This window comes from Vibrio viridaestus, from assembly GCF_003856525.1.
GTDB classification, from domain to species: domain Bacteria; phylum Pseudomonadota; class Gammaproteobacteria; order Enterobacterales; family Vibrionaceae; genus Vibrio; species Vibrio viridaestus.
In genome coordinates, this window is sequence record NZ_RJVQ01000005.1 from 1 (window position 1) to 22,973 (window position 22,973).

General features: G+C 44.4%; 18 protein-coding genes and 1 pseudogene. 7 read left to right on the forward strand and 12 right to left on the reverse strand.

Annotated features, from left to right (window positions below; translation table 11 throughout):
- The coding region (locus tag EES38_RS12310) for an IS3 family transposase (protein WP_148090379.1) at positions 1-133 on the forward strand (133 nt) is incomplete at its 5' end.
- Between the two features lie 205 nt (positions 134-338).
- On the opposite strand, the pseudogene EES38_RS22695 reads toward EES38_RS12310, so the two are convergent.
- Positions 339-416: pseudogene (locus tag EES38_RS22695) on the reverse strand (GNAT family N-acetyltransferase); the annotation flags it as partial.
- Between the two features lie 209 nt (positions 417-625).
- Here EES38_RS22695 and EES38_RS12320 point away from each other — a divergent pair.
- Positions 626-1,657, forward strand: coding sequence for an IS110 family RNA-guided transposase (locus EES38_RS12320; RefSeq protein ID WP_124937508.1), 1,032 nt, complete (start codon positions 626-628; stop codon positions 1,655-1,657).
- Positions 1,658-1,992: 335 nt separating this feature from the next.
- Here the strand turns inward: EES38_RS12320 and EES38_RS12325 are convergent, their stop codons facing one another.
- Positions 1,993-2,883: a LysR family transcriptional regulator gene (locus tag EES38_RS12325; protein ID WP_124937509.1), complete on the reverse strand. Its 891-nt coding sequence runs from the start codon at positions 2,881-2,883 to the stop codon at positions 1,993-1,995.
- A gap of 141 nt (positions 2,884-3,024) precedes the next feature.
- Between EES38_RS12325 and EES38_RS12330 the strand changes: the two genes are divergently transcribed.
- On the forward strand, positions 3,025-3,771 hold the full coding sequence (locus EES38_RS12330) for an SDR family oxidoreductase (protein ID WP_124937510.1): 747 nt from the start codon (positions 3,025-3,027) through the stop codon (positions 3,769-3,771).
- A gap of 176 nt (positions 3,772-3,947) precedes the next feature.
- Here EES38_RS12330 and EES38_RS12335 read toward each other — a convergent pair whose 3' ends face one another.
- From EES38_RS12335 to EES38_RS12355, 6 genes are all read right to left on the reverse strand, one after another.
- Positions 3,948-4,871, reverse strand: coding sequence for an oxidoreductase (locus EES38_RS12335; protein WP_124937511.1), 924 nt, complete (start codon positions 4,869-4,871; stop codon positions 3,948-3,950).
- Between the two features lie 129 nt (positions 4,872-5,000).
- Positions 5,001-6,287 carry a beta-ketoacyl-ACP synthase II gene (gene fabF, locus EES38_RS12340; protein ID WP_124937512.1) on the reverse strand — a complete coding sequence of 429 codons (1,287 nt, stop codon included), beginning with the start codon at positions 6,285-6,287 and terminating at the stop codon, positions 5,001-5,003.
- A gap of 81 nt (positions 6,288-6,368) precedes the next feature.
- Positions 6,369-9,428 carry an efflux RND transporter permease subunit gene (locus EES38_RS12345; protein WP_124937513.1) on the reverse strand — a complete coding sequence of 1,020 codons (3,060 nt, stop codon included), beginning with the start codon at positions 9,426-9,428 and terminating at the stop codon, positions 6,369-6,371.
- Positions 9,425-9,841 (reverse strand): efflux RND transporter periplasmic adaptor subunit, encoded by a 417-nt coding sequence (locus tag EES38_RS22310; protein WP_208020437.1) that lies wholly within the window; start codon positions 9,839-9,841, stop codon positions 9,425-9,427. Before EES38_RS22310 ends, EES38_RS12345 begins: the two co-directional genes overlap by 4 nt.
- Positions 9,838-10,539: an efflux RND transporter periplasmic adaptor subunit gene (locus tag EES38_RS22315; RefSeq protein ID WP_208020438.1), complete on the reverse strand. Its 702-nt coding sequence runs from the start codon at positions 10,537-10,539 to the stop codon at positions 9,838-9,840. The genes EES38_RS22310 and EES38_RS22315 overlap by 4 nt, the downstream gene beginning before the upstream one ends.
- A 72-nt stretch (positions 10,540-10,611) precedes the next feature.
- Positions 10,612-11,229 carry a TetR/AcrR family transcriptional regulator gene (locus EES38_RS12355; RefSeq protein WP_124937514.1) on the reverse strand — a complete coding sequence of 206 codons (618 nt, stop codon included), beginning with the start codon at positions 11,227-11,229 and terminating at the stop codon, positions 10,612-10,614.
- Between the two features lie 115 nt (positions 11,230-11,344).
- Here EES38_RS12355 and EES38_RS12360 point away from each other — a divergent pair, with 115 nt between their 5' ends.
- Positions 11,345-12,826, forward strand: coding sequence for an efflux transporter outer membrane subunit (locus EES38_RS12360; protein WP_124937515.1), 1,482 nt, complete (start codon positions 11,345-11,347; stop codon positions 12,824-12,826).
- A 350-nt stretch (positions 12,827-13,176) separates the two neighbouring features.
- On the opposite strand, the gene EES38_RS12365 is transcribed toward EES38_RS12360, so the two are convergent.
- The 4 genes from EES38_RS12365 to EES38_RS12380 all read right to left on the reverse strand — a co-directional run bounded on the left by EES38_RS12365 (position 13,177) and on the right by EES38_RS12380 (position 19,416).
- Positions 13,177-14,139 (reverse strand): PfkB family carbohydrate kinase, encoded by a 963-nt coding sequence (locus EES38_RS12365; protein ID WP_124937516.1) that lies wholly within the window; start codon positions 14,137-14,139, stop codon positions 13,177-13,179.
- 87 nt (positions 14,140-14,226) lie between these two features.
- Entirely contained in the window at positions 14,227-15,432 is a 1,206-nt protein-coding gene (locus EES38_RS12370; protein WP_124937517.1) for a hypothetical protein, read from the reverse strand.
- 10 nt (positions 15,433-15,442) lie between these two features.
- A complete protein-coding gene (locus EES38_RS12375; RefSeq protein WP_124937518.1) occupies positions 15,443-16,567 on the reverse strand; it encodes an OmpG porin family protein in 1,125 nt (374 codons plus the stop codon).
- Between the two features lie 14 nt (positions 16,568-16,581).
- Complete coding sequence (locus tag EES38_RS12380) at positions 16,582-19,416, reverse strand: GH32 C-terminal domain-containing protein (RefSeq protein WP_124937519.1); 2,835 nt, start codon at positions 19,414-19,416, stop codon at positions 16,582-16,584.
- Positions 19,417-19,685: 269 nt separating this feature from the next.
- Here EES38_RS12380 and EES38_RS12385 point away from each other — a divergent pair, with 269 nt between their 5' ends.
- From EES38_RS12385 to EES38_RS12395, 3 genes are read left to right on the forward strand one after another with little or no spacing between them, the layout of a single operon-like run.
- Complete coding sequence (locus EES38_RS12385; RefSeq protein ID WP_124937520.1) at positions 19,686-20,942, forward strand: extracellular solute-binding protein; 1,257 nt, start codon at positions 19,686-19,688, stop codon at positions 20,940-20,942.
- A 9-nt stretch (positions 20,943-20,951) separates the two neighbouring features.
- Entirely contained in the window at positions 20,952-22,073 is a 1,122-nt protein-coding gene (locus EES38_RS12390) for a carbohydrate ABC transporter permease (protein ID WP_208020439.1), read from the forward strand.
- Positions 22,073-22,963 carry a carbohydrate ABC transporter permease gene (locus EES38_RS12395; protein WP_124937521.1) on the forward strand — a complete coding sequence of 297 codons (891 nt, stop codon included), beginning with the start codon at positions 22,073-22,075 and terminating at the stop codon, positions 22,961-22,963. The genes EES38_RS12390 and EES38_RS12395 overlap by 1 nt, the downstream gene beginning before the upstream one ends.
- Positions 22,964-22,973 lie beyond the last annotated feature (10 nt).

Here is a 22,973-nt window from a genome sequence, read left to right on the forward strand (position 1 = left end):
AGATGCTCGTATGGATATCTTTGAATATATTGAGATGTTCTACAACGTAAAACGCAGGCACGGTTCCAATAATCAATTATCGCCTGTAGAGTATGAAAAGCAGTATGAAGAAAGGCTAACTAGTGTCTACTGACTCGGTGGCTATTCATATCTTGCGGTCTGCACCAACCTTAAGATTTAACCAGTCTGGAATTTTATGCAGCATTTTAGGGAATCGGGTGGTTGGTGTGTTGATCAGCTTACCGAAATTTTCTTGTAACCATGTTCCAAACATCTCATCAATTCGGGTATTCAGATTTGCAATCTTGGCATTTAAGCTATAAACATCTTCACCTGTACTAATTAATACACTGCATCAACCATCCTCCTAGTCCTTTACCTTGATACTCTTCGAGTATGTAAACATCACACAAATAAGCAAACGTTGAGTAACTACCATATCTATATGGCTCAGGTTAATCCGTTAATTAATCAATTACACACATAGTGAGTCATTAAAAAAAATTAGGCAAGTAAGGCCTTCTACAAAAACAACGATGATTAACTCTAACTTGATGTATGGAATCTACTCTTCCCCTGCCAATCTAAACTTAGCAGGATGAGATAAATACCCGAGGGTTCCAACATGCTGACCAACAATGTTATTGCTATCGACTTAGCTAAAAACGTCCTTCAAATCTGCCATATCAGCGTTCATGGCGAGTTACTTTTTAATCGAGCTTTAAGCCGACAAAAAGCTAAAGAGTTTCTTACTACAACGAAACCATCTATCGCTGCGATGGAAGGTTGTTGTGGCTGCCATTATTGGGGACAGTTAGCTGAGAAATGTGGTCATGAGGTCAGAATTATTAATCCCAAGAAAGTAAAAGGTTACTTAGAAGGTCATAAGACCGACCACAATGATGCTCTTGCCATTGCTAATGCAGCTATACAAATTGGTATAAAATACAGCCGACCTAAAACGTTAGAACAACAAACTATGCACTCTTTGGAAAGCAGTCGTCGCTTTTTATCTCGTAGTGTCGTATCACTTGGGCAGCATATCAGAGGAACGATCTTGGGCTACGGGATAGCAAACCCAAGAGGTGAAAAAGGATTAAAAGCCTCCATTCAATCCGTGTTAGATGGTGAAACTCCAATACCAGCTAATGTGGTTTCTGTTCTTGCCATGTTGTGGGAACAATACAAACTACTCAAGTATAAATTAATTGAATTTGAAAAAGAGAAAAATGCCTCAACTCGCCAGATTGAACCATGCCAAAGATTAATGGAAATCGAGGGAGTTGGCGAGACAACAGCAGCGATGCTTTACACCACTCTTGGCGATGGCAAGCAGTTCAAAAATGGAAGACAAGCTTCAGCATTCGTTGGACTGACACCTAAGCAACATAGCTCGGGCGGAAAAGTGTTTATGATAGGAATTGATAAATGCGGAGGGGTTAAAGAATTACGTTCTTTACTTTACCTTGGGGCAATGTCCTACATTGGCCGACTGCCAGAAACACCTAAAACTCGAAAAGACGCTTGGCTAGCTAAAATCATCAAACGCATTGGGTACAAGAAAGCCTGTATTGCACTCGCCAATAAAATAGTCCGAACAGAATGGGCAATACTTCGTTACGAAACTAAATATAAGCCAATATTGCTAACCAATTAATTAAACCAAATTTTACAAAATGATGATACATAAAAGGTAAGACCAACCTACTGAAAACCTGACCATTCTGTCCTGCTTAACAAGCTGTAAACTCGATGAGAACAGTAGATGCGCAAACATCAAAGGTTAGAAGGTCGCTCCTTCAAAAGAAACCGAATATACGTACGCATCTTAACTCTTTATTTGCCAAATCACTTTGTAAATACGTGGATTCCATATAGATTTTGGGGGCAACAATTTATCAGTAACTTTGTTAAATTTGAAAATAGCAAACAACCTTCGGTCTAGAAAAGCTGTTTAAATTGGGTTCCAATAATGATGTATTAGATCAATCATCATTGCGTTGTGAATGTCGATTTTTCAGCAAATATACTCGCAACGAAATCCATAAAAACAATGGCTCGTTTGGGAAGAAGACGGTTGGCCAGATAAACAGCTTGAATGGGCACTGGTGGGGCGGTGTAATCTCTCAGTAGTAGTTGAAGATTACCATTTTTCAGTCCTTCCTCATATAACCATTCGGGACCTTGGGCAATCCCTAGTCCTGCATTGACACATTCACGTATGGCTTCAGGAGAGCTTACTCTCAGCCTGCCAGAAACAGGGACATCTTCCTCCTTAAAACGCCAAGTGGCCCCCGTTGACAGCAGCGTATAGATTAAGCAATCGTGCTCTCTCAACTCATTTGGTGTATTTGGGATGCCCCGTTTGGCTAAATAACCTTTACTCGCAACACATACCCGTTCGAACATCGCCAAGCGGCGCGCCCGCATTGCGCTGTCGTCCAGATGACCTATTCGAATAGCCAGTTCAACCCCCTCGTCGACCAAGTTAACATAGCGATCATTAATCTGGAGATCGAGTGTCAATTCTGGATAACTTTCCAGAAAACTCGCTAGATGTGGAACCAAGAATGTATGTGCCAGTGCCGTCGGACAGGCAACCCGCAATAACCCAGATGGAGTAATATTCTCCCGCAATGAGGACTCGGATTCCTCCACAGCTTCAAGAATACGCCGCGCCTCTACATAATACCGCTCTCCTTCTGGAGTCAGAGCAAGTTTGCGGGTTGAACGATTAAGTAACCTGGTTTGTAGGTGATTCTCAAGCGCTGCAACATAACGGCTGACGTTAGGTTGCCCTAGTCCCAAATCTCGCCCAGCCGCCGAAAAACTTCCGGTCTCAACCGTGCGAACGAAACACGTCATCAACAATAATCGATCCATTTAACAGTCCTGTTATTTATGCATATTTAGTATGAGTCATATTCGAAAAATCAATCTTATCAACGGTTATACATAATTCTATAGTAAAGCTCCTGTCGATCAGCGAATTGACTGATCCAGATAACCTCTAGGAGACTTTATATGTCCAAATTACAAGGCAAACGCACTCTTATTACCGGTGGAACAAGTGGTATTGGTTTTGAGACCGCTAAGTTGTTCCTCTCAGAAGGCGCTCGTGTAATTGTTACTGGCGTTAACCCTGATTCTATCGAAAAAGCGAAAGCGGAACTGGGTAGCGATGTTTTAGTACTGAGCGCTGATTCTGCTAACGTGGATACACAGAAAGAGCTAGCTCAGGCTGTTAAGGCTCACTTTGGTGAATTGGATATCGCCTTCCTAAATGCTGGCATATCTGTCTATATGCCAATTGAAGCGTGGACAGAAGACAATTTCGACCGCATTTTTAACATCAACGTTAAAGGTCCTTATTTCCTGATGCAGGCATTACTACCCGTGTTCGCGAGCTCTGCATCCGTGGTCTTTAATACATCGATCAATGCTCATACAGGGCCAGTAAACTCTTCTGTTTATGGCTCAACCAAAGCAGCATTACTTAATATGTCCAAAACACTTTCTAACGAGCTAATTGCTCGTGGGATCCGCATCAATGCAGTAAGCCCTGGCCCAGTTGATACGCCGCTTTACGACAAAGCTGGTATTCCAGATGTTTACCATGACCAAGTAATGAAAGATATCGTTGCAACAATCCCTGCTGGCCGTTTTGGTAAGCCAGAGGAAGTGGCAAAAGCGGTGCTTTACTTGGCTTCCGACGATTCAGCCTGGACCGTGGGTTCGGAAATTATCATTGATGGCGGTAGCTTACTTTAACGGATTCTAAGGTATGTCTTCCGCTGTTGCCACAAGCTAAGGTCTCGTTGTCATTTAGATAAACCCGATACCAATCTTCGTATAGCACTTCCTCTAGAAAGCCCGTCAACATTTGTTAGCGGGCTTTGTTCTCATTAGGTCTTCAATGTCACACTTTCATTGCCTCCACTCTTGAACTAGGGCGTGCACTGCGGTAATCCGGGATCGATTCCCGTCATGGCAACAGAGATATCCCAGAGTCGACGAGCAAGTGCTTCATCCGTTGCCCGCGCTGTGCGATCTGACTCCCCAGACACACCTCGTATACCGCCGAAACCAGTTGGCCCATAATATCCACCGGATAGTACTGGAGCAGTTGCGGCCTGCAGCGTGGGCCAAGCGCCCTGTGCGGCGTTGTTGAGCACTAAACCAACCAGTGGCAGTAGCATTTGGATAGGTCCCATATAACGACCAAGATTGGTCGCAGCTAATCCCGGGTGACAGCCGACCGCGGTGATTGATGAGCCAGAAGCACGCAGACGACGATCCAGCTCAAACAAAAATAACGCATTGGCCAGTTTACTAGCCGCATAACGCTTTGTTCGGTTGTAGCTCCTCTCAGCATTAAGGTCATCCCAATCTATGTTCGCATGTCGATGGGCTATACTGGAAGTCACCACCACTCGGCTTCCTTTAGTTTTGGCAAGTGTAGGCAGCAGAAGAGATGTGAACGCAAAACATCCTAGATGATTAACGCCAAATTGAAGTTCATAGCCTTGTTTGGTGCGTGTCAAGGGCGGGGTCATCACGCCTGCATTATTAATTAGTACATCAATACGTGATTCTTTTGATAATTGACTAGCAGCCTCACGGATACTGTCAATATTGCTCTGATCGTAAGGCAGAAAGGATAGATCGGCAGTAGGACTTAACTGTTTAATTTGGGCGATGGCTTGCATCGCCTTATCCTTTGACCTACAAGCCATAATAACCCGAGCTCCGCGTGCAGCCAGGGCTCGGGCGACTTCAAAGCCTATGCCTGTGTTTGCTCCAGTGACAATGAAACATTTGCCCGATTGATCAGGGACATTGACTTCCGTAAACCCAGTTAATTTGGACATATTTTCACACTTCCTTATTGAGTGGATGCCCACTCATTTTTAAGTAAAAAATCGACTTGGAAGTTCCCTTCCTTTAGAGAACAACACCGGCCTGCTTAAAGTTAAAACGCGGCGTCTGAGTAATATGCGTCAGGCAAACGACCAACGGCTCAATACAATACTGGCATTCACTCCACCAAACCCAAACCCGTTTGACAGAGCATGCTGGATTTGCATTTTACGTGCATGCAAGGCAACCAAATCAAGGCCATCCGCTGCCGCATCAGGGCTGATAAGGTTTAACGTTGGTGGAACAATCTGCTCGCGAAGAGAAAGCACGGTAAAGATAGCTTCAATCCCTCCGGCAGCGCCCAATAAATGACCGGTACTCGACTTAGTTGACGTGATAGCCGGGGTAGAACCTTCACTAAATACCGCCTTGATAGCCGCCAGTTCGCTTTTATCGCCAACTTGCGTAGAAGTCGCATGGGCATTGATATGTTGTATCTCGTTTGGATCAATACCTGCTTGTTTGAGCGCTTTTCTCATGGCTCTCTCGGCACCATTGCCGTTTTCTGGGCCTGCGGTTAAGTGATATGCATCTGAGCTGGTACCATACCCAACAATTTCAGCTAAAGGCCGAGCTCCTCTAGCTTGTGCATGCGCCAACGATTCAACGACCAGCAATCCCGCACCTTCAGCCATCACAAATCCGTCCCGGTCCCGGTCAAACGGGCGTGAAGCCTCTTGAGGATTATCGTTAAAGCCCGTCGATAGTGCGCGAGCAGCAGCAAAACATCCGAAAGTAACTCGGTCAATTGCGGCCTCTGTTCCACCGCATATCGCAATATCAGCCTCGCCACTGCGAATCATTCTTGCTGCGTCGCCAATAGCTTGCACTCCTGCAGCACAAGCTGTCACTGGGGCTCCCAACGGACCTTTAAAGCCATATTTTATGGAAACTTGTCCGGCGGCCATGTTGGCTAAAAACGAAGGGGCGGTAAAAGGTGATAGGCGGCGAGGACCACGGGAATCAGTAGTACGAACAGCGTCTGCAATCGCGCCAAAACCACCCACACCGGAGGCAATAATAGTGGCTGTTCGTTCTTGTTCCTCTTGCGTCGCTGGATGCCAGTTCGCTTGTGCTAGCGCTTCATCTGCTGCAACAAGCGCAAACTCAATGAAACGATCCATCTTCTTACGTTCTTTAACCGGAATAACGCTATCTGGGTTGTATCCTGCCAACGGATCTTCAGCAAGGCTAGGTACTTGACCTCCAACCTTCGCTTCTAAACCAACTGTCAACTCACTGGGTAATGTCCGAATACCTGACTGCCCAGCTAATAAGCGCTGCCATGTTGCCTCTGTCCCCATCCCTAAGGGGCTTACCGTCCCCACTCCTGTAATAACGATTCTCATGTCTTTAGCTCTATTCATGGATGACCTCTAGTGCTATTTCCTTTTTATATATGACTCGATAGTAGGCAGTTGCATACGATTCTTTACATGATACGTTTCTCAAACGTTCGACCTAATCTTGAACCAGATCGAATACATGGCTGGTAAGAAAACCAGTGTTAAAACGGTTCCGGCAAAAGTTCCTCCAATCAGCGTGTAAGCCAGTGTTCCCCAGAACACCGAATGAGTGAGGGGAATAAAAGCAAGAATTGCGGCCAGTGCCGTCAGTATCACGGGACGAGCACGTTGCACCGTAGCTTCAACGACTGCATTGAACGGATCTAAACCGGATGCTTCGTTGTGGTGGATCTGTCCCAGCAAGATCAGAGTGTTACGCATCAAGATACCGGACAATGCAATCAAACCGACCAGAGCATTGATACCAAACGGTTGCTGGAACAAAAGTAGTGTTGGCACCACGCCAATAAGCCCCAGAGGACTGGTTAAAAACACCATCACCATGCCAGCAAATGAACGTACCTGTATGATCAGGATCAGCAGAGTCAGCGCGATCATAATTGGAAATATCGGCAACATAGCGACGCTGGCTTTGCCGGACTCCTCAATAGAACCCGCTTCCACAATGTGATAGCCGCTAGGCAATGTTTGTATAATAGGTTGTAATTGCTGAGTAATGACATGCGATACATCCGGCGGCTGTAAACCTTCGGCAATATCACCGCGTACCGTCATCGTTGGCACCCGATCTCGGCGGCGTATGATCGGCTCTTCCTGTCGAATCTCAATGTTACCGACTTGAGACAGAGGAATACGTTCACCATGAGCTCCTGCCAGAGTGAAGTTTTCTATTTGAGACGGATCAAGTCGAGTTTCACCCGATGAGCGAGCGACGACCTGAACAGTACGAATATCTTCCCGTACACTGGTTACTGGTACACCGTTTAACAAGAACTGTAACTGTTGGGCGACGCTACTGGAGTTCAAACCTAAAGCCTGAAGCCGATCCTGCTGTAATGAGAAATGTACGGTAGGCACACGAGTTCCCCAATCGGTGTTCACTGTGCGCATCATGGGGCTTGCTTTCATCACCTGTTGTACTTCATTCGCAATGTCGCGCAATGTATCTGGATTAGGACCCGTCACTCGATACGCTACTGGAAATGGTGAATAGGGGCCGAATACCAGTTGAGTCACACGCACTCTCGCTTCCGGCGCTAAACCATCAGCGATAGCTCGACGTAGACGATGTTTCAACACTTCGCGCTCTTCTTGGTTGTCAGTACGAATGACAATTTTGGCAAAAGAGGGATCAGGGAGCTCTGGCCCTACGGAAAAGAAGAACCTTGGAGCCCCTTGACCGATATAAGCGGTCACAATCTTGGCTTCTTCTTGTTGCGCCAACCACTGTTCAACTTTGGCTGTGGCAGCACTTGTCTGAGTGATAGATGTGCCATAAGGCATCTGCACTTCAACCAACACTTCTGGTCGGTCAGAAATAGGGAAAAACTGTTTCTTAACTACCGACATACCAAGTACAGCGATAACAAACAGGGTGACAACTGTCATCGCCACCCACCATTTTCTAGCGATAACACGCGCTAGTAAGTGGCGGAAACGGTTATAACGGGGTGTATCATAGATGGCGGCATGACCACCTGCGACTTTTTTCACCTCAGGTAGCAACTTGACCCCCAAGTAAGGTGTAAAGACCACCGCAACAACCCAAGATGCGATAAGTGCTATACCGACAATCCAGAACATATTGCTGGTATATTCACCGGCGGTGGAACGTGCAAAACCGTTGGGCATAAATCCAACCGCTGTCACCAATGTTCCCGATAGCATAGGGGCCGCGGTGAGACTCCAGGCATAGGATGACGCGGCGATACGGCTATAACCTTCCTCCATTTTCACCACCATCATTTCGATAGCGATAATGGCGTCATCCACCAATAACCCCAACGCCAGAATCAAAGAGCCGAGCGTGATACGGTCGAAGTTCTTCCCTGTCGCCAACATGACAACAAAAACAATAGCAAGCGTTAAAGGCACGGCCGCAGCAACAATAACACCAGGGCGCCACCCCATACTGACAAAACTTACCAGCATCACAACAGCCAATGCCGCGAAGAATTTAATCATAAACTCATCGACTGCCGCATGAATGTTCACGGCCTGGTCGGTCACTTTGGATAAGGCCATCCCCAAAGGCATTTCGGCATTAATTGCCCCCACTTCCTGATCAAGGGACTTACCCAAATCAAGCCCATTCCAGCCATCACGCATAACGATGCCCAGTAACAGCGCGGGCTCTCCGCCATTACGGACTATCAATGTAGCTGGCTCTTCATAACCGCGCTTTACCGTGGCAATATCTGACAGCTTTAACGTCTGTCCTTTCACAACAATAGGGGTATCGCGTATTTTTTTTAAGTTGTCAAAAGCCCCATCTAAACGAATAAAAACTTCTGGTCCTTTGGTTTCAACCGAACCTGCGGGCGTCAGAACGTTTTGATTATTGAGCGCAGCAAACACCTCCTGTGGACTTACCCCTAAGGTTGCTAAGCGTTCATGAGAAAACTCCACATAAATACGCTCTGGCTGTTCACCGATAATATTGACTTTTTTAACCCCAGGGACATGAAGCAGACGTTGACGTAGTGACTCTGCATCACGAACAAGTAACCGTTGCGACTCGCCTTTGGCTTTGAGTGCATACAGCGCAAAGGTCACATCGGAATATTCGTCATTAATGAATGGTCCCATGACACCAGCAGGAAGATGACGAATTTCGTCGCCGATTTTTTTGCGGGCCTGATAAAACTGCGGCTGCACTTCCGATGGCGGCGTTTTGTCCAATAAAGTTAACGTGGTAAAAGCGAGCCCAGGACGAGTGAAAGTCTCAGTGCGGTCATACCATCGTAGCTCCTGCATCCGCTTTTCGAGCTTCTCAGCAACCTGCTCCTGCATTTCCTGAGCAGTAGCACCGGGCCAGGCGGTGACAATTGTCATCACCTTGATGGTAAAAGAAGGATCCTCAGCACGTCCTAGCTTGAAGAATGAGATAACGCCAGCAACAGAGATCAACAGTATGAGAAATAAAGTGACGGCGCGTTCACGTACTGCGAGCGCGGAAAGGTTGAAACGACTTTCGCTCATGGACGCGCTCCCTCTGCAACAGACCCAGAAAAAGAACCTGCAACACGCACCTGTTCACCATCACGTAATAGATGAGCACCAAGAGCAACAACTTGATCACCCTGTTTGATTGGACCACTCACAAGCGCTGAATCATCGTCAAGGTCTAAAATCGTAACGGGATGCCAAGAGACTTTGGCAGGCTCGCCATCGACACTCCAAACGCCTGTTCCTTTACCCGAATCAAACAAAGCACCAATCGGTACTTGCAACCCTGTTTTTAAAACGGAACGTTCTTTGGTTACGTTGATGGTTACGGTGGAGCCCAAAGGAGCGTCTTGCAGTGCTCCGGTAAGCACATACCTTGCTTCAAAAGTGCGAGTGGCTGGGTCTGCAGCATCGGAAAGCTGTCTGAGCGTGGCAACCGAAGTCATATCAGGCTGACCAAAAGTTGCGCCTGTCCATATGAACCCAATGAAGGGCGCAAGGTTTCAGGTAACTGGATCAACGCTTCCCGAGCTCCTGCATGCGCAACTCGGACCACTCTCTGACCGGCACTGACTACTTGACCTGGCTCAGCAAAAGTTTCAACTACAGTCCCATCAGCATCAGCGACAAGATCCGTATAACGAGTAGCATTCATTGCCACTTCGGCTTGTGCTTGTGCGGCACGAAGTTGAGCCTGTGCTGTATCCGCAGCCGCTTTTACTTGATCGTAATCTGAGGCAGATATAGCGCCAGTACCACGCAAATCTCGGTATCGAGCCTCATCTTCCGCTGCCTGTTTTGCCCTAGCTTCAGCCGCTACAACCGACTCTTGCTGGGCATGAGCAGCAAGCTTCTGGTCTACAGGGTCAAGTCGCATCAATACTTGCCCCCGCTTCACCACTTGTCCGGTATCCACCAGGCGTTTTAGCACTTTACCGGATACACGAAAGCCAAGGTCGCTTTCTATGCGAGCTGCGACGACACCAGTGAAAGAGCGGGATTCGGCACTGGGCGTACTAATCGTAACAGTCCGTACCAAAGGCGCTTCAGTGCGTGGATCAGACAGTTTTTCTTCACCGCAAGCCGTTAAGACCAGCGGTAAAGCAGTGATAATTGCCATTGTAAGTATGTTGTGGCGAGACATACATAATACTCCATGAAGTATGATTCAGGAGTGCATTATCATTCCAGTGACCAATTTAGTCAATAGTCACCTCTACGGTGCGAGACTGCGAAGGACCAAACTTGAGAGCTGAATTGGAGCCTCTTCAATAAAATCAAAGTTGTGTTGCAACATAAGAGGATTCAAATAAGGTCTCATGACTAGATAGATAGCTGTCGTCATTTCATCTAACGGTGTTTTTCGCTCAAAATCTCCCGATTGACGCCCTTGTTGAAGAATATCTTGAAGTAACGTTTTGAGATTTTGCTCATAATCAATGGTAGCCTGCCAACGTTCAGCGGCGGCTGAAGCGGCAATTTCATAGAGCTTCTGATCTTGGGAAAATAACCGAAAACTTGCCTGAACGATTTCTTTAAACATCCGGCGCAGCTTCTCTGGCGGCTGATCAACCTCTTCTATCGCTTTTCGAACATCGGCCTCAATCCCACCTAAGCAGTTTGTACAGATACTTTCCCCAATGGCCTGTTTAGAAGAAAAAAATTTGTATATATATGCCTTTGAAAAACCGATTGATTTTGCCAAATCTGAGACAGTAGTCTTCCCATAACCGTAGCGGCTAAAATGTTCCGTTGCCGCAATCACAATCTGATCACGCACATCATGATCAACAGGGCCTCGATTCAATACAGGGTTGTTGTTCTCTTCACTCATAACCTTCTCTCTGACTTCTATACATTCGTGTCCGAATTCTAACGCGTTACGGTTAGATTGACAACGAGTGACCAAATAGTAATATAGTTACTCGCTGTCAATCATTGGTAATAATATGCTTATTAAAAATTCATTCCTCATGCTTACTGTAAGCAGTTTGTTTGCTGGTTGTGCGGTTGGGCCTGACTACATCCCTCCAAAACTGTCTACCCCCAATCACTTTTATGGGCATGACTCTGTTGGCAAACAAGAAACAACGGCCGATTCTCATCTACAAGTATGGTGGGAAAAATTTGGTGACGAGCAACTGACTCATTACATCGCCATTGCCTTAGAGCAGAACCTTGATTTGGTTCAGGCAACGACACGACTGGCTCAAGCAAAAGCCGGACTTTGGGCCGCGAATGCAGCCCTGCTCCCATCAGGTGGTATCTCAGGTCAGGCAGCTCGCGCCTATCAATCAGTAGAAACGCCTTTGGGACAAGTATTGAACTCATCGCCAAGCTTTGATCGTTATGGCAGCAGTTACGAAACCAACCTGAACGCTAGTTGGGAACTAGATTTGTTTGGAGGCCTCCGCCGAGACCAAGAGGCGGCTCAAGCTGAGTACCAAGCAACTTCAGCAGGAATTGCGGCAACACAATTGGCCGTAGCCGCACAAACCGCCAGCATCTACGTCAACATTCGCGCCATACAAGCTCGACTCGACATTGCTCGAAAACAAGTAGAAACGCATCAGCAGATACTCGATTTGACCAATCTCCTTTACAACAAAGGGTTAGTGCCAGAACGTCAAGTTCATCAGACACAAGCGATGCTCGCTCAATATCAGGCGACGGTTCCTCTGATGGAAGCAAGCCTTGAAACAACATTGAACGCACTAGATGTAATACTGGGTACACTCCCTGGGTCACACCGCGCAGAACTTGCTGCAATCGTACCGCTTCCTTTAATCCCAAAGACTATCAACATGGGGACGCCCGGTGAATTACTCACACGCCGCCCTGACCTCATCATTGCAGAGCGACATCTGGCAGCGTCAAATGCAAAGATTGGTGCCGCGATTGCCGAGTATTATCCAAAATTTTCACTGAGTGGACTGCTGGGCAGTGCGACTTCAATATCGGAAGGAAATTTATTTGGCAACGGTGCTAACCAAGCTGCTGGCATCTTGGGTTTACGTTGGCGCTTGTTTGATTTTGGTCGAATCGATGCTCAGATTGCGCAGGCCAAAGGCCGTGAAGCAGAAATGCTTGCTGCCTATAGACTGGCGGTTCTGAAAGCCACTGAAGATGTCGAAAACGCGTTCTCAACATTAGCAAAACGAGAACAACAAACTGAGAGAATATCGCAGGGAGTTGACGCCCTTCAGCAAGCACGTAACGCCTCATTTTCTGCATACCAGAAGGGAATAGCCAGTAAGTTGGAGGTACTACAAGCTGATGAAAGTTTACTGCGAACATTGGATGAAGAAACGCTTGCTAGAGCCGAGACCATAACGTCAGCAATCGCTGCTTTTAAAGCACTGGGCGGAGGCTGGCAAGCTGACGAGATGAAAGCAGATAGTAGTTACTTGTATCGATCACAGGCGTATTGAGTGAAACATTGTAAAAAGATCTTTAGAAAGAGTAGCTATAGCCGGAAATAGTACCGATAACACAATCTGCAAGTTAGCAATAGCGTGACAGTTTTCCTTACCAAGTACCACTATCAGGCTCAATAACAAATGTTGTAGTTGAATGATTCATATTGGATAGCCCCGGTTCGTTAAGCCATCTTGGTAAGAAAATCGGCATTGATGAATTACGTTAACTGGCATTTTAAAGAGATAATCGTCGTCGGTTTCATGGTTTGGTTTTGATTTGGCGACGATTATCTGATCATAAATGAAGCCTTTTTCCATCTAAATTTCATTCCGAAATAACAAGTTAGCTCTTAATATCCAGTCTATAAGTCTGAACTAATGCAGTTAAAGAAAGATTTTGAATGGACCATAACAGACTGCAACTGTTTAAAGGCAGGTAACGCAGTCATCGCCCCCTTTTTCGTGGTAGCTAACGCGCCACAACTGTTTCCCCAGTTCACTCCCGCTTCAATTGCAGGCCAGGTTTTCCAGTTTTGATTTTGTGATAGCTTGGCCAGTAATCCCCCTACAAAGGCATCTCCTGCACCAGTGGTATCAACGACATTCTCAACCGTTTTTCCAACAATCACTCGTTGCTCACCATTAAATAGAGTCAGAGCTCCTTGCGCTCCCAAGGTTACGATGATTAGCTTTTCTTTACAGAGCTGCCATAACTTTAGTGCCTCCCGTAACGACGATTTTTTTGTCAGTAAGAGCAACTCTTCCTCTGAAAACTTAACCATATCGGCTAACTCTACAGCCTGCATAACATTTGGAATCAGTTCTTCGGGATTATCCCAAATTTCAGGTCTGAGATTTGGATCAAAGCTGACATAGCCTTTAGCTGCTTTCATTCTTTTCATCGCTTCCAATGTTGCAGAGCGTGAAGGTTCATGAGCCAGTGCAATTGAACAACAGTGCAGCCATTGATTTTTACTGAACAGCGGAATATCCTCGCTCATAAAAAACTGGTCAGCACTAAGTTTAACCATAAAGGTAAAGTTGCGCTCTCCCGTACTGTCTAACTCAACCACAACGGTCGAAGTACGCTGGTTGTTATCTACTACTAAATTAGACGTATCAACCCCTTCTTGCGACAAAACCTGTTCCATAAATCTACCAAAAGGGTCATTGCCAACCCGGCCAAAAAATCCAGTAAGTCCCCCTAATCGAGCAATAGTCACGGCAACGTTCGCTGGAGCACCTCCAGGGCATTTTAAATATTTAGTTTCATCATAGGGAATGAGATCTACAACCGCATCACCGGTTACCCACACTTTATTCATTTTCTTTCTCTTTATCGTTAACCTGAAATCAGGCAATTTGGAGTAATGAAAAGCGAGGCAAATATATACCTCGCTTCGTTTCAAAAATTATTGCGAGATATTCGATTGATGGATTTGGTCAACAACAATAAAGCCACAAGCATCAGTTTCATTGTCGATTATTTCTACTTTAGCTTGCTTGCCTTTCCACACTGAAACATCCCAATTAACCCAATACGGTTGACCTGATACGTTACATATCGTTGGTGTTTCTGAATATTGCTCAACAAAGCTACCGTTGTCATCTACATCAACTAATAACTTCACAAATACCTGTTTACCTACATCACCACCAATAGTGGCAAAGTTGATGTGATCTTTCTTAATTTCAAACTGGCCACTTGTCATGGTACCTGTTGTTGAATCGCAGGCACCAGAAATACAAGTGTTAACAGCTTGCCCACCAATAACGATAGGACTACCTTCCTGGTTTCCAACAACATCAGATGTAAATGTTGATGTCCAGCCTGCAGCATTAGTTCCCACGGAATCTAAATCGAAACTACCAATCATCGAATTATCAATAAGATCATACTCTGAAACCAATTCATCCGACCGATAAACATTATCAACAATTGTTTGACCCCAGCCTGCTGTATTTTTATCAATAACCCTGATACGAAGATATCGGGTACCATCATTATATTGGGAAATGTTGAACGCTTTCCATTTGAATGTATTAGAGTCGTCACCTGATGCCCAGCCAATCACTTCAGCAGGAGATGCATATGGATAACTAGAATTCGCTCCTGCTGGAAGTAATTCCAAAACAACACCGGTCATCCCATCAAGTGAAAGGATCGAATGACTGCCCCCTGCAAGTTGCACTTGAATATAGTTGTTCTCAATAAGAATTGGAGGAGAAACTAATTCGCCTGTAAGCGCATCCGTTATATTATTTTCCGTCTGGCCAATGGTTTGAATAAAACTATCACCATTATATTCATCAGACCAATTGCTGATTCCAGCGCCTGTCCACCCACCGGCAGGCGTCATGACTTTTTCATTCGCTGCACCAAAGACAAATGCATCACTATCTACATCTGCACTTTGAATAACATTCCAACCCGCCCAGCAGAATGTTGCATCTTCGCAGTCCCCAGTAAGCATTGGGTTATCAAAACTAGCAATCTGTTGCCCCACTGGTGCTACGGGCGGAATTCCAGGACTATTAAGTTCCGGCCAATCTTGCTTACATCCAGTTATAAGAATCGCTCCCATAAGGGGCATAAGTTTAAATATATTCGATTTCATAAATTACCCCTTAGAACAAGAAATTAAGTCCAATCATGCCAAAACGATTAGTTCGGTCTCGTGTTTCATAAGCTGATTGATCGGTATACGTTTCTTTTATACGGCCTTTACGATAATTTCCTTCTCCGAAAAGTATCAAATCACCCCGAATAGGATATTCCATAAATACACCATATTTACGGTACCACTCTTCGTATCGGTCATAAGTCTGCCCAGCTGCTGGGTGGGTGGTTGGGTTGTCATACTTTCCAAACTCGCTGTAAAGCGTCACTCCTAATCCATTATCAAACCGATAATGGATTCTTGGTTTCCAGGTAAGTTCTGAGAAATGACCAAACTCAGTATGACTGCTACCATCATCGTAGTTTCGTGAATGGTCATCATCGATATTTTTACCAAATTTGGCGAAATAGCCTAGAGCAACATTCCCTTTATCAAAGTGATACGTTAACGATGAATCAGTTTCTAGAATATTATTATCGGTATTTCCTTTTTTATAAAACATCTCTTTGAAGAACATCCAAGAAGTGAACACCTCAACATTATCAGTGATTCTATAGCTACCGAAAGGTCGAATCCGCGGCTTAAATAAACCACCGGAAATGCTTTCATGAGAAATACCAACATTAATGCCCCAATGGCCCCAATCCGTGTTTTGTACATAGTGTGGCTGAAACTCTATAATTGAGTTGCCCACATCTCCATCCTCAAATTGTTCACTGTATGGCTTGCCTGCGAAAAAATCTTCTCGAGCTACGTGGTAGGCCAGGAACCAATTTCCCCAAGATTGAGGACGAATTGTACCTTCACCCAAAACATACTTCACTTTTGACCAAGTTGCCTCACCCTCATCGTTGTACTCAATTTCAGTTTCCATCTTAGTAATGTAGTTACCATGTATGGTTGAAGCTGTTGGTTGATTGTAGACAACCTGTACTTCTAAATTGTCATACTCTGGGTTCACTTCTTTCTTAACATTATTATCTGGTAGTTTTATCTGCTTTTCTGCCAAGACTTTTGAATCAACAGAAGCCTTATCCAAACTTACATTGATTGAATTATTATTGACTTCAGCATTCACAATAGTACTGATTGAGATAGCAAGTAGACTCAATGACATCATTCTTTTTTTCATTGTTTCACCACAGGTTAATGAGACTTGTTTTTTGTAGGTACATGTATATCGTCCAGGTTTATATGCCCCCAACCTCCGGTATCTTTATCTACAACCAATAAGTAGAGCTCTTCACCGATATAGTTAGATGCATCCCAGAACACTCGTTGATATTCTTCGTAATCGATACCTGTTGCTTTCATCAGGATCTTATTGTCAGATTTGCGCACTAAGGCAATGTATAGATTGTCGATGTCTTCTCCACCAGAAAGCAGGAAGTTAATCTGCCCATTTCCACCAAGAATGAAATTTGCGCTTTTCATGCGTCCCGTTGCGCTATCACCACCGGACTTAAATCCCCAGAAATGACATTTACCCGGAATTCGTGTTGATGGATTAAAAAATATTCGATCCCAGAATTTTTCATCACTAACAACACCATCATTACTAAACGCATTACCTTCAAGCACAGTCCATCCAGTCAGATCACAACTCGAAAAATCATGATTAACTAGACCACTTTGATGATAGGATTCAGCATCGAAGTTATCAGGATACCAGGCTGGTTTTGTCTTTCCAGATGCAGCAGACATTGGCCAGATTGTCATTTTTTCAATATTGAGAGGGCCGTTACTAAAAAGCCTAACACCTGTTGCATCCGCCCGAAGAGGATAAACGCGTGTGGTTATACTATTTCGCTGATTCGCATAGGCTTCAATAAGGGATCGGTCAACAAAAATTCGTAATGATAATTTGCCGTTAATAAGAGATAACTTACCTTTTTGCAGACCGAATGAACGCACATCGGGATCAAGCGATGTCTGACTACGGTCGACATTGAGGGATTGATCGGCTTTGTTGTAATACATCAGCGTTTTCTCTTCACCATTAGGACTGCGACGAAGTTCAATACCAAATTTACTTGCTTGTTTTGAATCAACGACTAACTCCACTTCATACATGTCTCCATTGAAATTCTTCAACACATTGTTCGCCTGCTCTACCGTGGAATTGGTTACGTTAACTACGGATGCTTGACGTAACTTTTCAAATGCTTTAAGTGGTGCAATCCGAAGTGTATTGTCTTTACCTAACGTCAATTCCAAAGGCAAACCGGCACCATGAGCCCATCCGGAATCAAAATCAAACTGAGGAGTACGCATACCTTGAGCAATTGTGAATAACGTAGCTTTACCTGTTTTAGGATCAACAAACCCACTTGGTCCAGTAAGATGCCCCCCTCCAAAATCCAATAACGTTGGTGCTTCCTGGTCTGGAATAAACTTATATTTCTTACTATCAAATTCACCAATCCAGTAAAAAACATCAACCTGCGCACCGGGACCGTGAGGGTTAATAAGAAATACATATTTTTGTCTTCCCTGTGCATCAACGGCAAGGGGTAGAAAAACTGGCAATTCCCAAACCGTACCTAAATATGGATACTTATCGTGATCCACTTCAAACAGGTTGCCTTGATACTTCCAGTTCACCATGTCGGTTGAGGTATATAAGAGTGCGGTTCCGCCTTCACCTGGGACACCAGATGCCACGAGCTCATACCAAAGATTTTTTTCTGGATCTTTGAATACGAATGGGTCGCGGAATTCACCAAAAACACCAATTCCTTTTTTTTGCAGCGTTACTGGCTTATCGTAGTATTTCCAATTTGTTAAATTTAGATCAGTTAAATCTGCGGGATAGGCGAGACCGGTCCTTTGATTAGGTTTTTGACTATCATTACCCGCGGTAAAAAACAGCAATGGTTCTCCATGTGGGCCATAAGTAGCACTGCCAGACCATACGCCATCGGGTGTTAAACTACCCGCTTCAGGGGCTAACGCTACCGGCATGTTTTTCCACGTCACCATGTCATCACTAACCCAGTGCCCCCAGTGAATCTGATGCCAAAATGGGCCGAAGGGATTATGCTGATAAAACAAATGATACTTGCCATTGTAATAAATTGGAGCATGAGGTTCATTCATCCAATGAGAGGTCGCCCCAAGATGAAATTGAGGACGATGGCGATCCTGAGCATACATAGCAGGGTCTATACGAACATCCTTGTACGTTAACTTAGGCGGTGTTCCTGTCTTTGTAACTAGCTTATTCATAGCCGCTTCAGACAATGGTTTACCATAAATAATCACATCATCCATTAGTCCTTTAAACATATTGAACTTGAATATACCCGCAACATTTAGCGCTTGTGTATGACGCCCTATTTGCATAGCAATATCTGCGCTTACTAGTTGTTTCCCTTCGTCAACAGGAGCAGTTGCTAATTTTTTCCCATTTAGAAATAGTTCAACATGGTGCAACTTAGGATCATAACTCGCGGCGATATGAGACCATTGATCTTTAGGAAGTCGTATACTTTTCACCAAAAAATCAGCTTTGCTATCACCTAATCCGAGGGTGATGCCCCAAGTACCATGGCGATAAACTCCAAATGTGAAGCCTTTCCGGCCATCTTCATCTGCCTGACTCACAATAGCTGATAATTTCTTGCCATCCCCCCACTCATACGCATCTGGTGCAACCCATGCTGCAACCGTAAACCCTGACTCAAGTGATTTCGGAGAAAGACCTGGTACTTTCATAAAGTTGGAGTAACCATCAAACAGCAAAGCATCGCCTTCAATACCCTTGGTTCTCCAATCAGGATCCCGACTTGGGATGTAGCGTCCATGAGTAAATACATATTCAACGATGTCATCACGTTTCGATATTTGCTCTTTAACCGTGTTACCTTTTCCTTCGTTAAACTTCCAATAAGCTAAAATATTATTATCGCCTGCATAAGCAGGCATTGATTGAGTTGCACATAACGCAGCAATGATGGTTAGTTTGTATATCGACTTCATATAGTTCACATTCTTTTGTAAATGGGGAAAAATCACGCTTTTGGATAACTTTCGACTATTCTTTATGACAACATTGTCATTTCAATTCATAAGTTATTCTTATGTGACAACGATCAATGTGACAACTTATTTCAGCATTAATTTTTTGATTAGCTTAACATAAACATAATAAATGGTGATTTTTATCATGCTAAACACTATAAATCACTATTTGCTAAGGTTAACATTCACTCAAGGAAAATAATGACAACATTGTCTACGGTGAAACAATGAAATACTCAAATTCAGCACTATTGATATATTTAACCGTTGCCTCAAACTATGCGCTGGCAACTCCAACAGAAGTCAAGGTATGGCGTCATCAGACTGGCGATGAAGAAATGCAGGCAAGCGCTGCCATGGTTGAACGCTTTAATCAATCACAAGACAAATGGAAAGTGGTGGTAGAGTCAATTCCCGAAGGAGCATACAACGAGTCAATCACAGCAGCGGCTATGGCACATCAGCTTCCATGCGCAATGACAATAGATCAGCCAACAGTACCAAGTTTTGCCTGGTCCGGTTTTATTCGTCCACTTGATAGCTTACTGGACAAAAAAGACTACGAAACCGTCCTGGATGGAGGTAAAGGTCTTTATAAAGGTCATCTGTATTCTTTGGGACAGTTCGATGTCGCTCTGGTAATGTTCTCGCGTTATTCTATTCTGAAAAAATATGGCATCCGTATCCCAACCATGGATAAGCCTTGGAACAAACAGGAATTTAATGCGGTGCTGGCTACTCTTAAAGCATCTGGTGACTTCCTTTATCCATTGGATCTCAATGCCGCCTGGAGTGGAGAATGGCCAAGCTACGGTTGGGGACCTCTACTACAGAGCTTTGGTGGTGATTTAATTGACAGATCCAATTACATCCAGGCCGATGGTGTACTCAATGGAGACAATGCAGTCAAGTTTGCCAAGTGGTTCAAAAATCTTGTTGATAATAATTACATAGATAAAAAACCTGCTAATGACAAAGGATTTGTCACTGGTCGTGTCGCCATTCATTATACGGGAAGCTGGTCCGCAGAAGATTATCGAAAAGCATATGGCGATGATTTGGCCATTCTGCCACCTCCAGATCTCGGTAACGGTCCGGTAATTGGGGGGGGGTCCTGGCAATGGAGCATTACTCAATCCTGTCCGACCCCACAAGGTGCTGCCGCATTTATCTCATTCATCATGCAACCAGAAGAAATAGCTAAATTTGTCGATAAAACGAATCTGGTACCAACCAAACCTGAGGCTGCTTCAATTTCAAAAAATTATAAAACCGATGGTCAGTGGAACCTCTTCTATAAATTTTCAAGCAGTTATACAAAAACTCGCCCAGCAACACCAGCTTACCCAGTAATTTCAAATTCATTTGATCAAGCTATGCGAAACATCATTGACGGTGGAGATCCATTAGATGCCTTGGATATGGCCGTAGATAATATTGAACAAAATATTAAAGCTAACCAAGGTTATGGTTTTGATCTGTAAGGGGCTGATATGAGCACTATGACAACTACACTGACGAAAACACACAGTAAATCAAAATATAGCTACGAAGCTCAACAGAAAAAGTATGGCTGGATTATGGGAGCTCCAGCCTTCCTTTGCTTACTAATGTTTATCGTTGTGCCATTTGTAACGGCAATAACCATGACATTTACAAACCAACGTATGATGTCCCCTCACCCGGTCGAAATGATTGGACTGAGTAATTATGAACGTCTGCTAAGTATTAACTTCTTGGTGGTCGAACCCAATCGGGATGGAAATGGGCAACTTGAACTTAATCGCGACGGGCAGGTAACTTACCCACGGTTGCGCACACTGATCCGCAAGCAATACCCAGAGCTGCATGGTTACTATGAACTACGTAGTGTCTCTCTTTCAAACGACAGTAAACTGGTGATTTTAGCCAAAGATCCCACATTTTACCTTTCACTTTGGAACACACTTCTTTTCGCTATGATGGTTGTTCCATTACAAGGAGGAACAGCATTAGGTCTGGCATTGTTAGTAAACCGAAGTTTAAAAGGGACCAACTTCTTTCGTACTGTTTACTTCGCTCCGGTAGTGACCTCTATGGTTGTGGTTTCCATCGTATGGACATTTTTATACCACAAAGACTCTGGATTAATTAACGAATATCTTCGAGTCCTCTCATTTGGCTCGATTGGTCCTATCGACTGGCTTGGAGATAAAAGCTGGGCTATGCCTTCGATAGTAATTATGTCCTCCTGGCAAGGCGCGGGAGTACAGATGCTGATCTTTTTAGCTGGCCTGCAGGGTATCCCTAAAGACCTGTATGAAGCTGCGAGTATTGATGGTGCCAATTCTTGGCAGAAGTTCCGCTATATCACGCTACCAGGCCTGAAAAACACCATGGTATTTATTGTCATTTCTACAACGATTGCTGCATTTGGTCTATTTACCCAAGTCGATGTCATGACCAGTGGTGGTCCTCAAGGCTCAACAACAACCGTCATGTACCACCTGATACAAAAAGGCTTTAGAGAAATGGATACTGCTTACGGTTCCACCATTAGTGTTATCTACTTCCTAATTATTCTAGCAATTGCCATGTTTCAGAAACGTCTTTTCGACAAAAAGGAGAGCAAGTAATGCATCAATCTGTCGATCCAAAAGCAGGCTACAAAAAGATGCTCACTTATGTGGTGATGCTCGTCCTTGCTTACATCTTTGTCTTTCCTTTGCTATTTATGATTTCGTCTTCCTTTAAACCGGAAAACCAAATCTTTACTGACCTGTATTCGATCAACGCAGTGTTACCTGTAGGACACATATCGTTTGATAACTACGCCGCCGTTTTTGAAAAGAGTCGTATCGGTAAGTTTTTTTTCAACTCCATATTTATTACCGGCTCCAGTGTAATACTTGGTTTACTGATCAACTCAATGGCAGCTTTCTCTCTTTCACGTTTAGAATGGAGAGGGAAAACCTTGGTTCTGAGCTTTATTATTTCTCTGCTCATAATTCCGGGAGAAGCCATTATGATCCCTCTTCTCAACCTTGTCGCTCATCTGCCTTGGTTAGGGTTCGACAATAACGGATTAGTCATAGAACACTCATGGCTCAACAGTTTTCAGGTTCAGATTATTCCCGGTCTGGCAAATGCCTTCTCCATCTTCCTGTTTTATCAATTCTTCAAAGATATTCCAAAAGACTTTGATGAAGCAGCGGCCATCGACGGAGCAAAACCTTTCCAAATCTATTGGCGCATCATAGTGCCAATGAGTGGTCCTGTTTTTGCAACGGTTGCAATTTTGCAATTTTTAGGTAACTGGAACGCCTATTTATGGCCTGTGTTAGTCACTCAAAGTGAGGATGTTCGTCCAGTTATGCTAGGGATTCAGCAATTCTTTGGAACTTCAACATCTTGGGGAGAAGTAATGGCCTATGCGACCTTAATAACCTTACCTGTATTAGTCATTTTCTTGATTTTTCAGCGCAAATTTGTTCAAAGTTTAGCCGGTTCTGGCATTAAAGGGTAATTTTCGGAGT

What these genes read in the sequence shown, in the direction of transcription:
- EES38_RS12320 (WP_124937508.1), top strand. Translation starts at nt 626, where the DNA reads ATGCTGACCAACAATGTTATTGCTATCGACTTAGCTAAAAACGTCCTT.
- EES38_RS12325 (WP_124937509.1), bottom strand. Translation starts at nt 2,883, where the DNA reads ATGGATCGATTATTGTTGATGACGTGTTTCGTTCGCACGGTTGAGACC.
- EES38_RS12330 (WP_124937510.1), top strand. Translation starts at nt 3,025, where the DNA reads ATGTCCAAATTACAAGGCAAACGCACTCTTATTACCGGTGGAACAAGT.
- EES38_RS12335 (WP_124937511.1), bottom strand. Translation starts at nt 4,871, where the DNA reads ATGTCCAAATTAACTGGGTTTACGGAAGTCAATGTCCCTGATCAATCG.
- fabF (WP_124937512.1), bottom strand. Translation starts at nt 6,287, where the DNA reads ATGAATAGAGCTAAAGACATGAGAATCGTTATTACAGGAGTGGGGACG.
- EES38_RS12345 (WP_124937513.1), bottom strand. Translation starts at nt 9,428, where the DNA reads ATGAGCGAAAGTCGTTTCAACCTTTCCGCGCTCGCAGTACGTGAACGC.
- EES38_RS22310 (WP_208020437.1), bottom strand. Translation starts at nt 9,841, where the DNA reads ATGACTTCGGTTGCCACGCTCAGACAGCTTTCCGATGCTGCAGACCCA.
- EES38_RS22315 (WP_208020438.1), bottom strand. Translation starts at nt 10,539, where the DNA reads ATGTCTCGCCACAACATACTTACAATGGCAATTATCACTGCTTTACCG.
- EES38_RS12355 (WP_124937514.1), bottom strand. Translation starts at nt 11,229, where the DNA reads ATGAGTGAAGAGAACAACAACCCTGTATTGAATCGAGGCCCTGTTGAT.
- EES38_RS12360 (WP_124937515.1), top strand. Translation starts at nt 11,345, where the DNA reads ATGCTTATTAAAAATTCATTCCTCATGCTTACTGTAAGCAGTTTGTTT.
- EES38_RS12365 (WP_124937516.1), bottom strand. Translation starts at nt 14,139, where the DNA reads ATGAATAAAGTGTGGGTAACCGGTGATGCGGTTGTAGATCTCATTCCC.
- EES38_RS12370 (WP_124937517.1), bottom strand. Translation starts at nt 15,432, where the DNA reads ATGAAATCGAATATATTTAAACTTATGCCCCTTATGGGAGCGATTCTT.
- EES38_RS12375 (WP_124937518.1), bottom strand. Translation starts at nt 16,567, where the DNA reads ATGAAAAAAAGAATGATGTCATTGAGTCTACTTGCTATCTCAATCAGT.
- EES38_RS12380 (WP_124937519.1), bottom strand. Translation starts at nt 19,416, where the DNA reads ATGAAGTCGATATACAAACTAACCATCATTGCTGCGTTATGTGCAACT.
- EES38_RS12385 (WP_124937520.1), top strand. Translation starts at nt 19,686, where the DNA reads ATGAAATACTCAAATTCAGCACTATTGATATATTTAACCGTTGCCTCA.
- EES38_RS12390 (WP_208020439.1), top strand. Translation starts at nt 20,952, where the DNA reads ATGAGCACTATGACAACTACACTGACGAAAACACACAGTAAATCAAAA.
- EES38_RS12395 (WP_124937521.1), top strand. Translation starts at nt 22,073, where the DNA reads ATGCATCAATCTGTCGATCCAAAAGCAGGCTACAAAAAGATGCTCACT.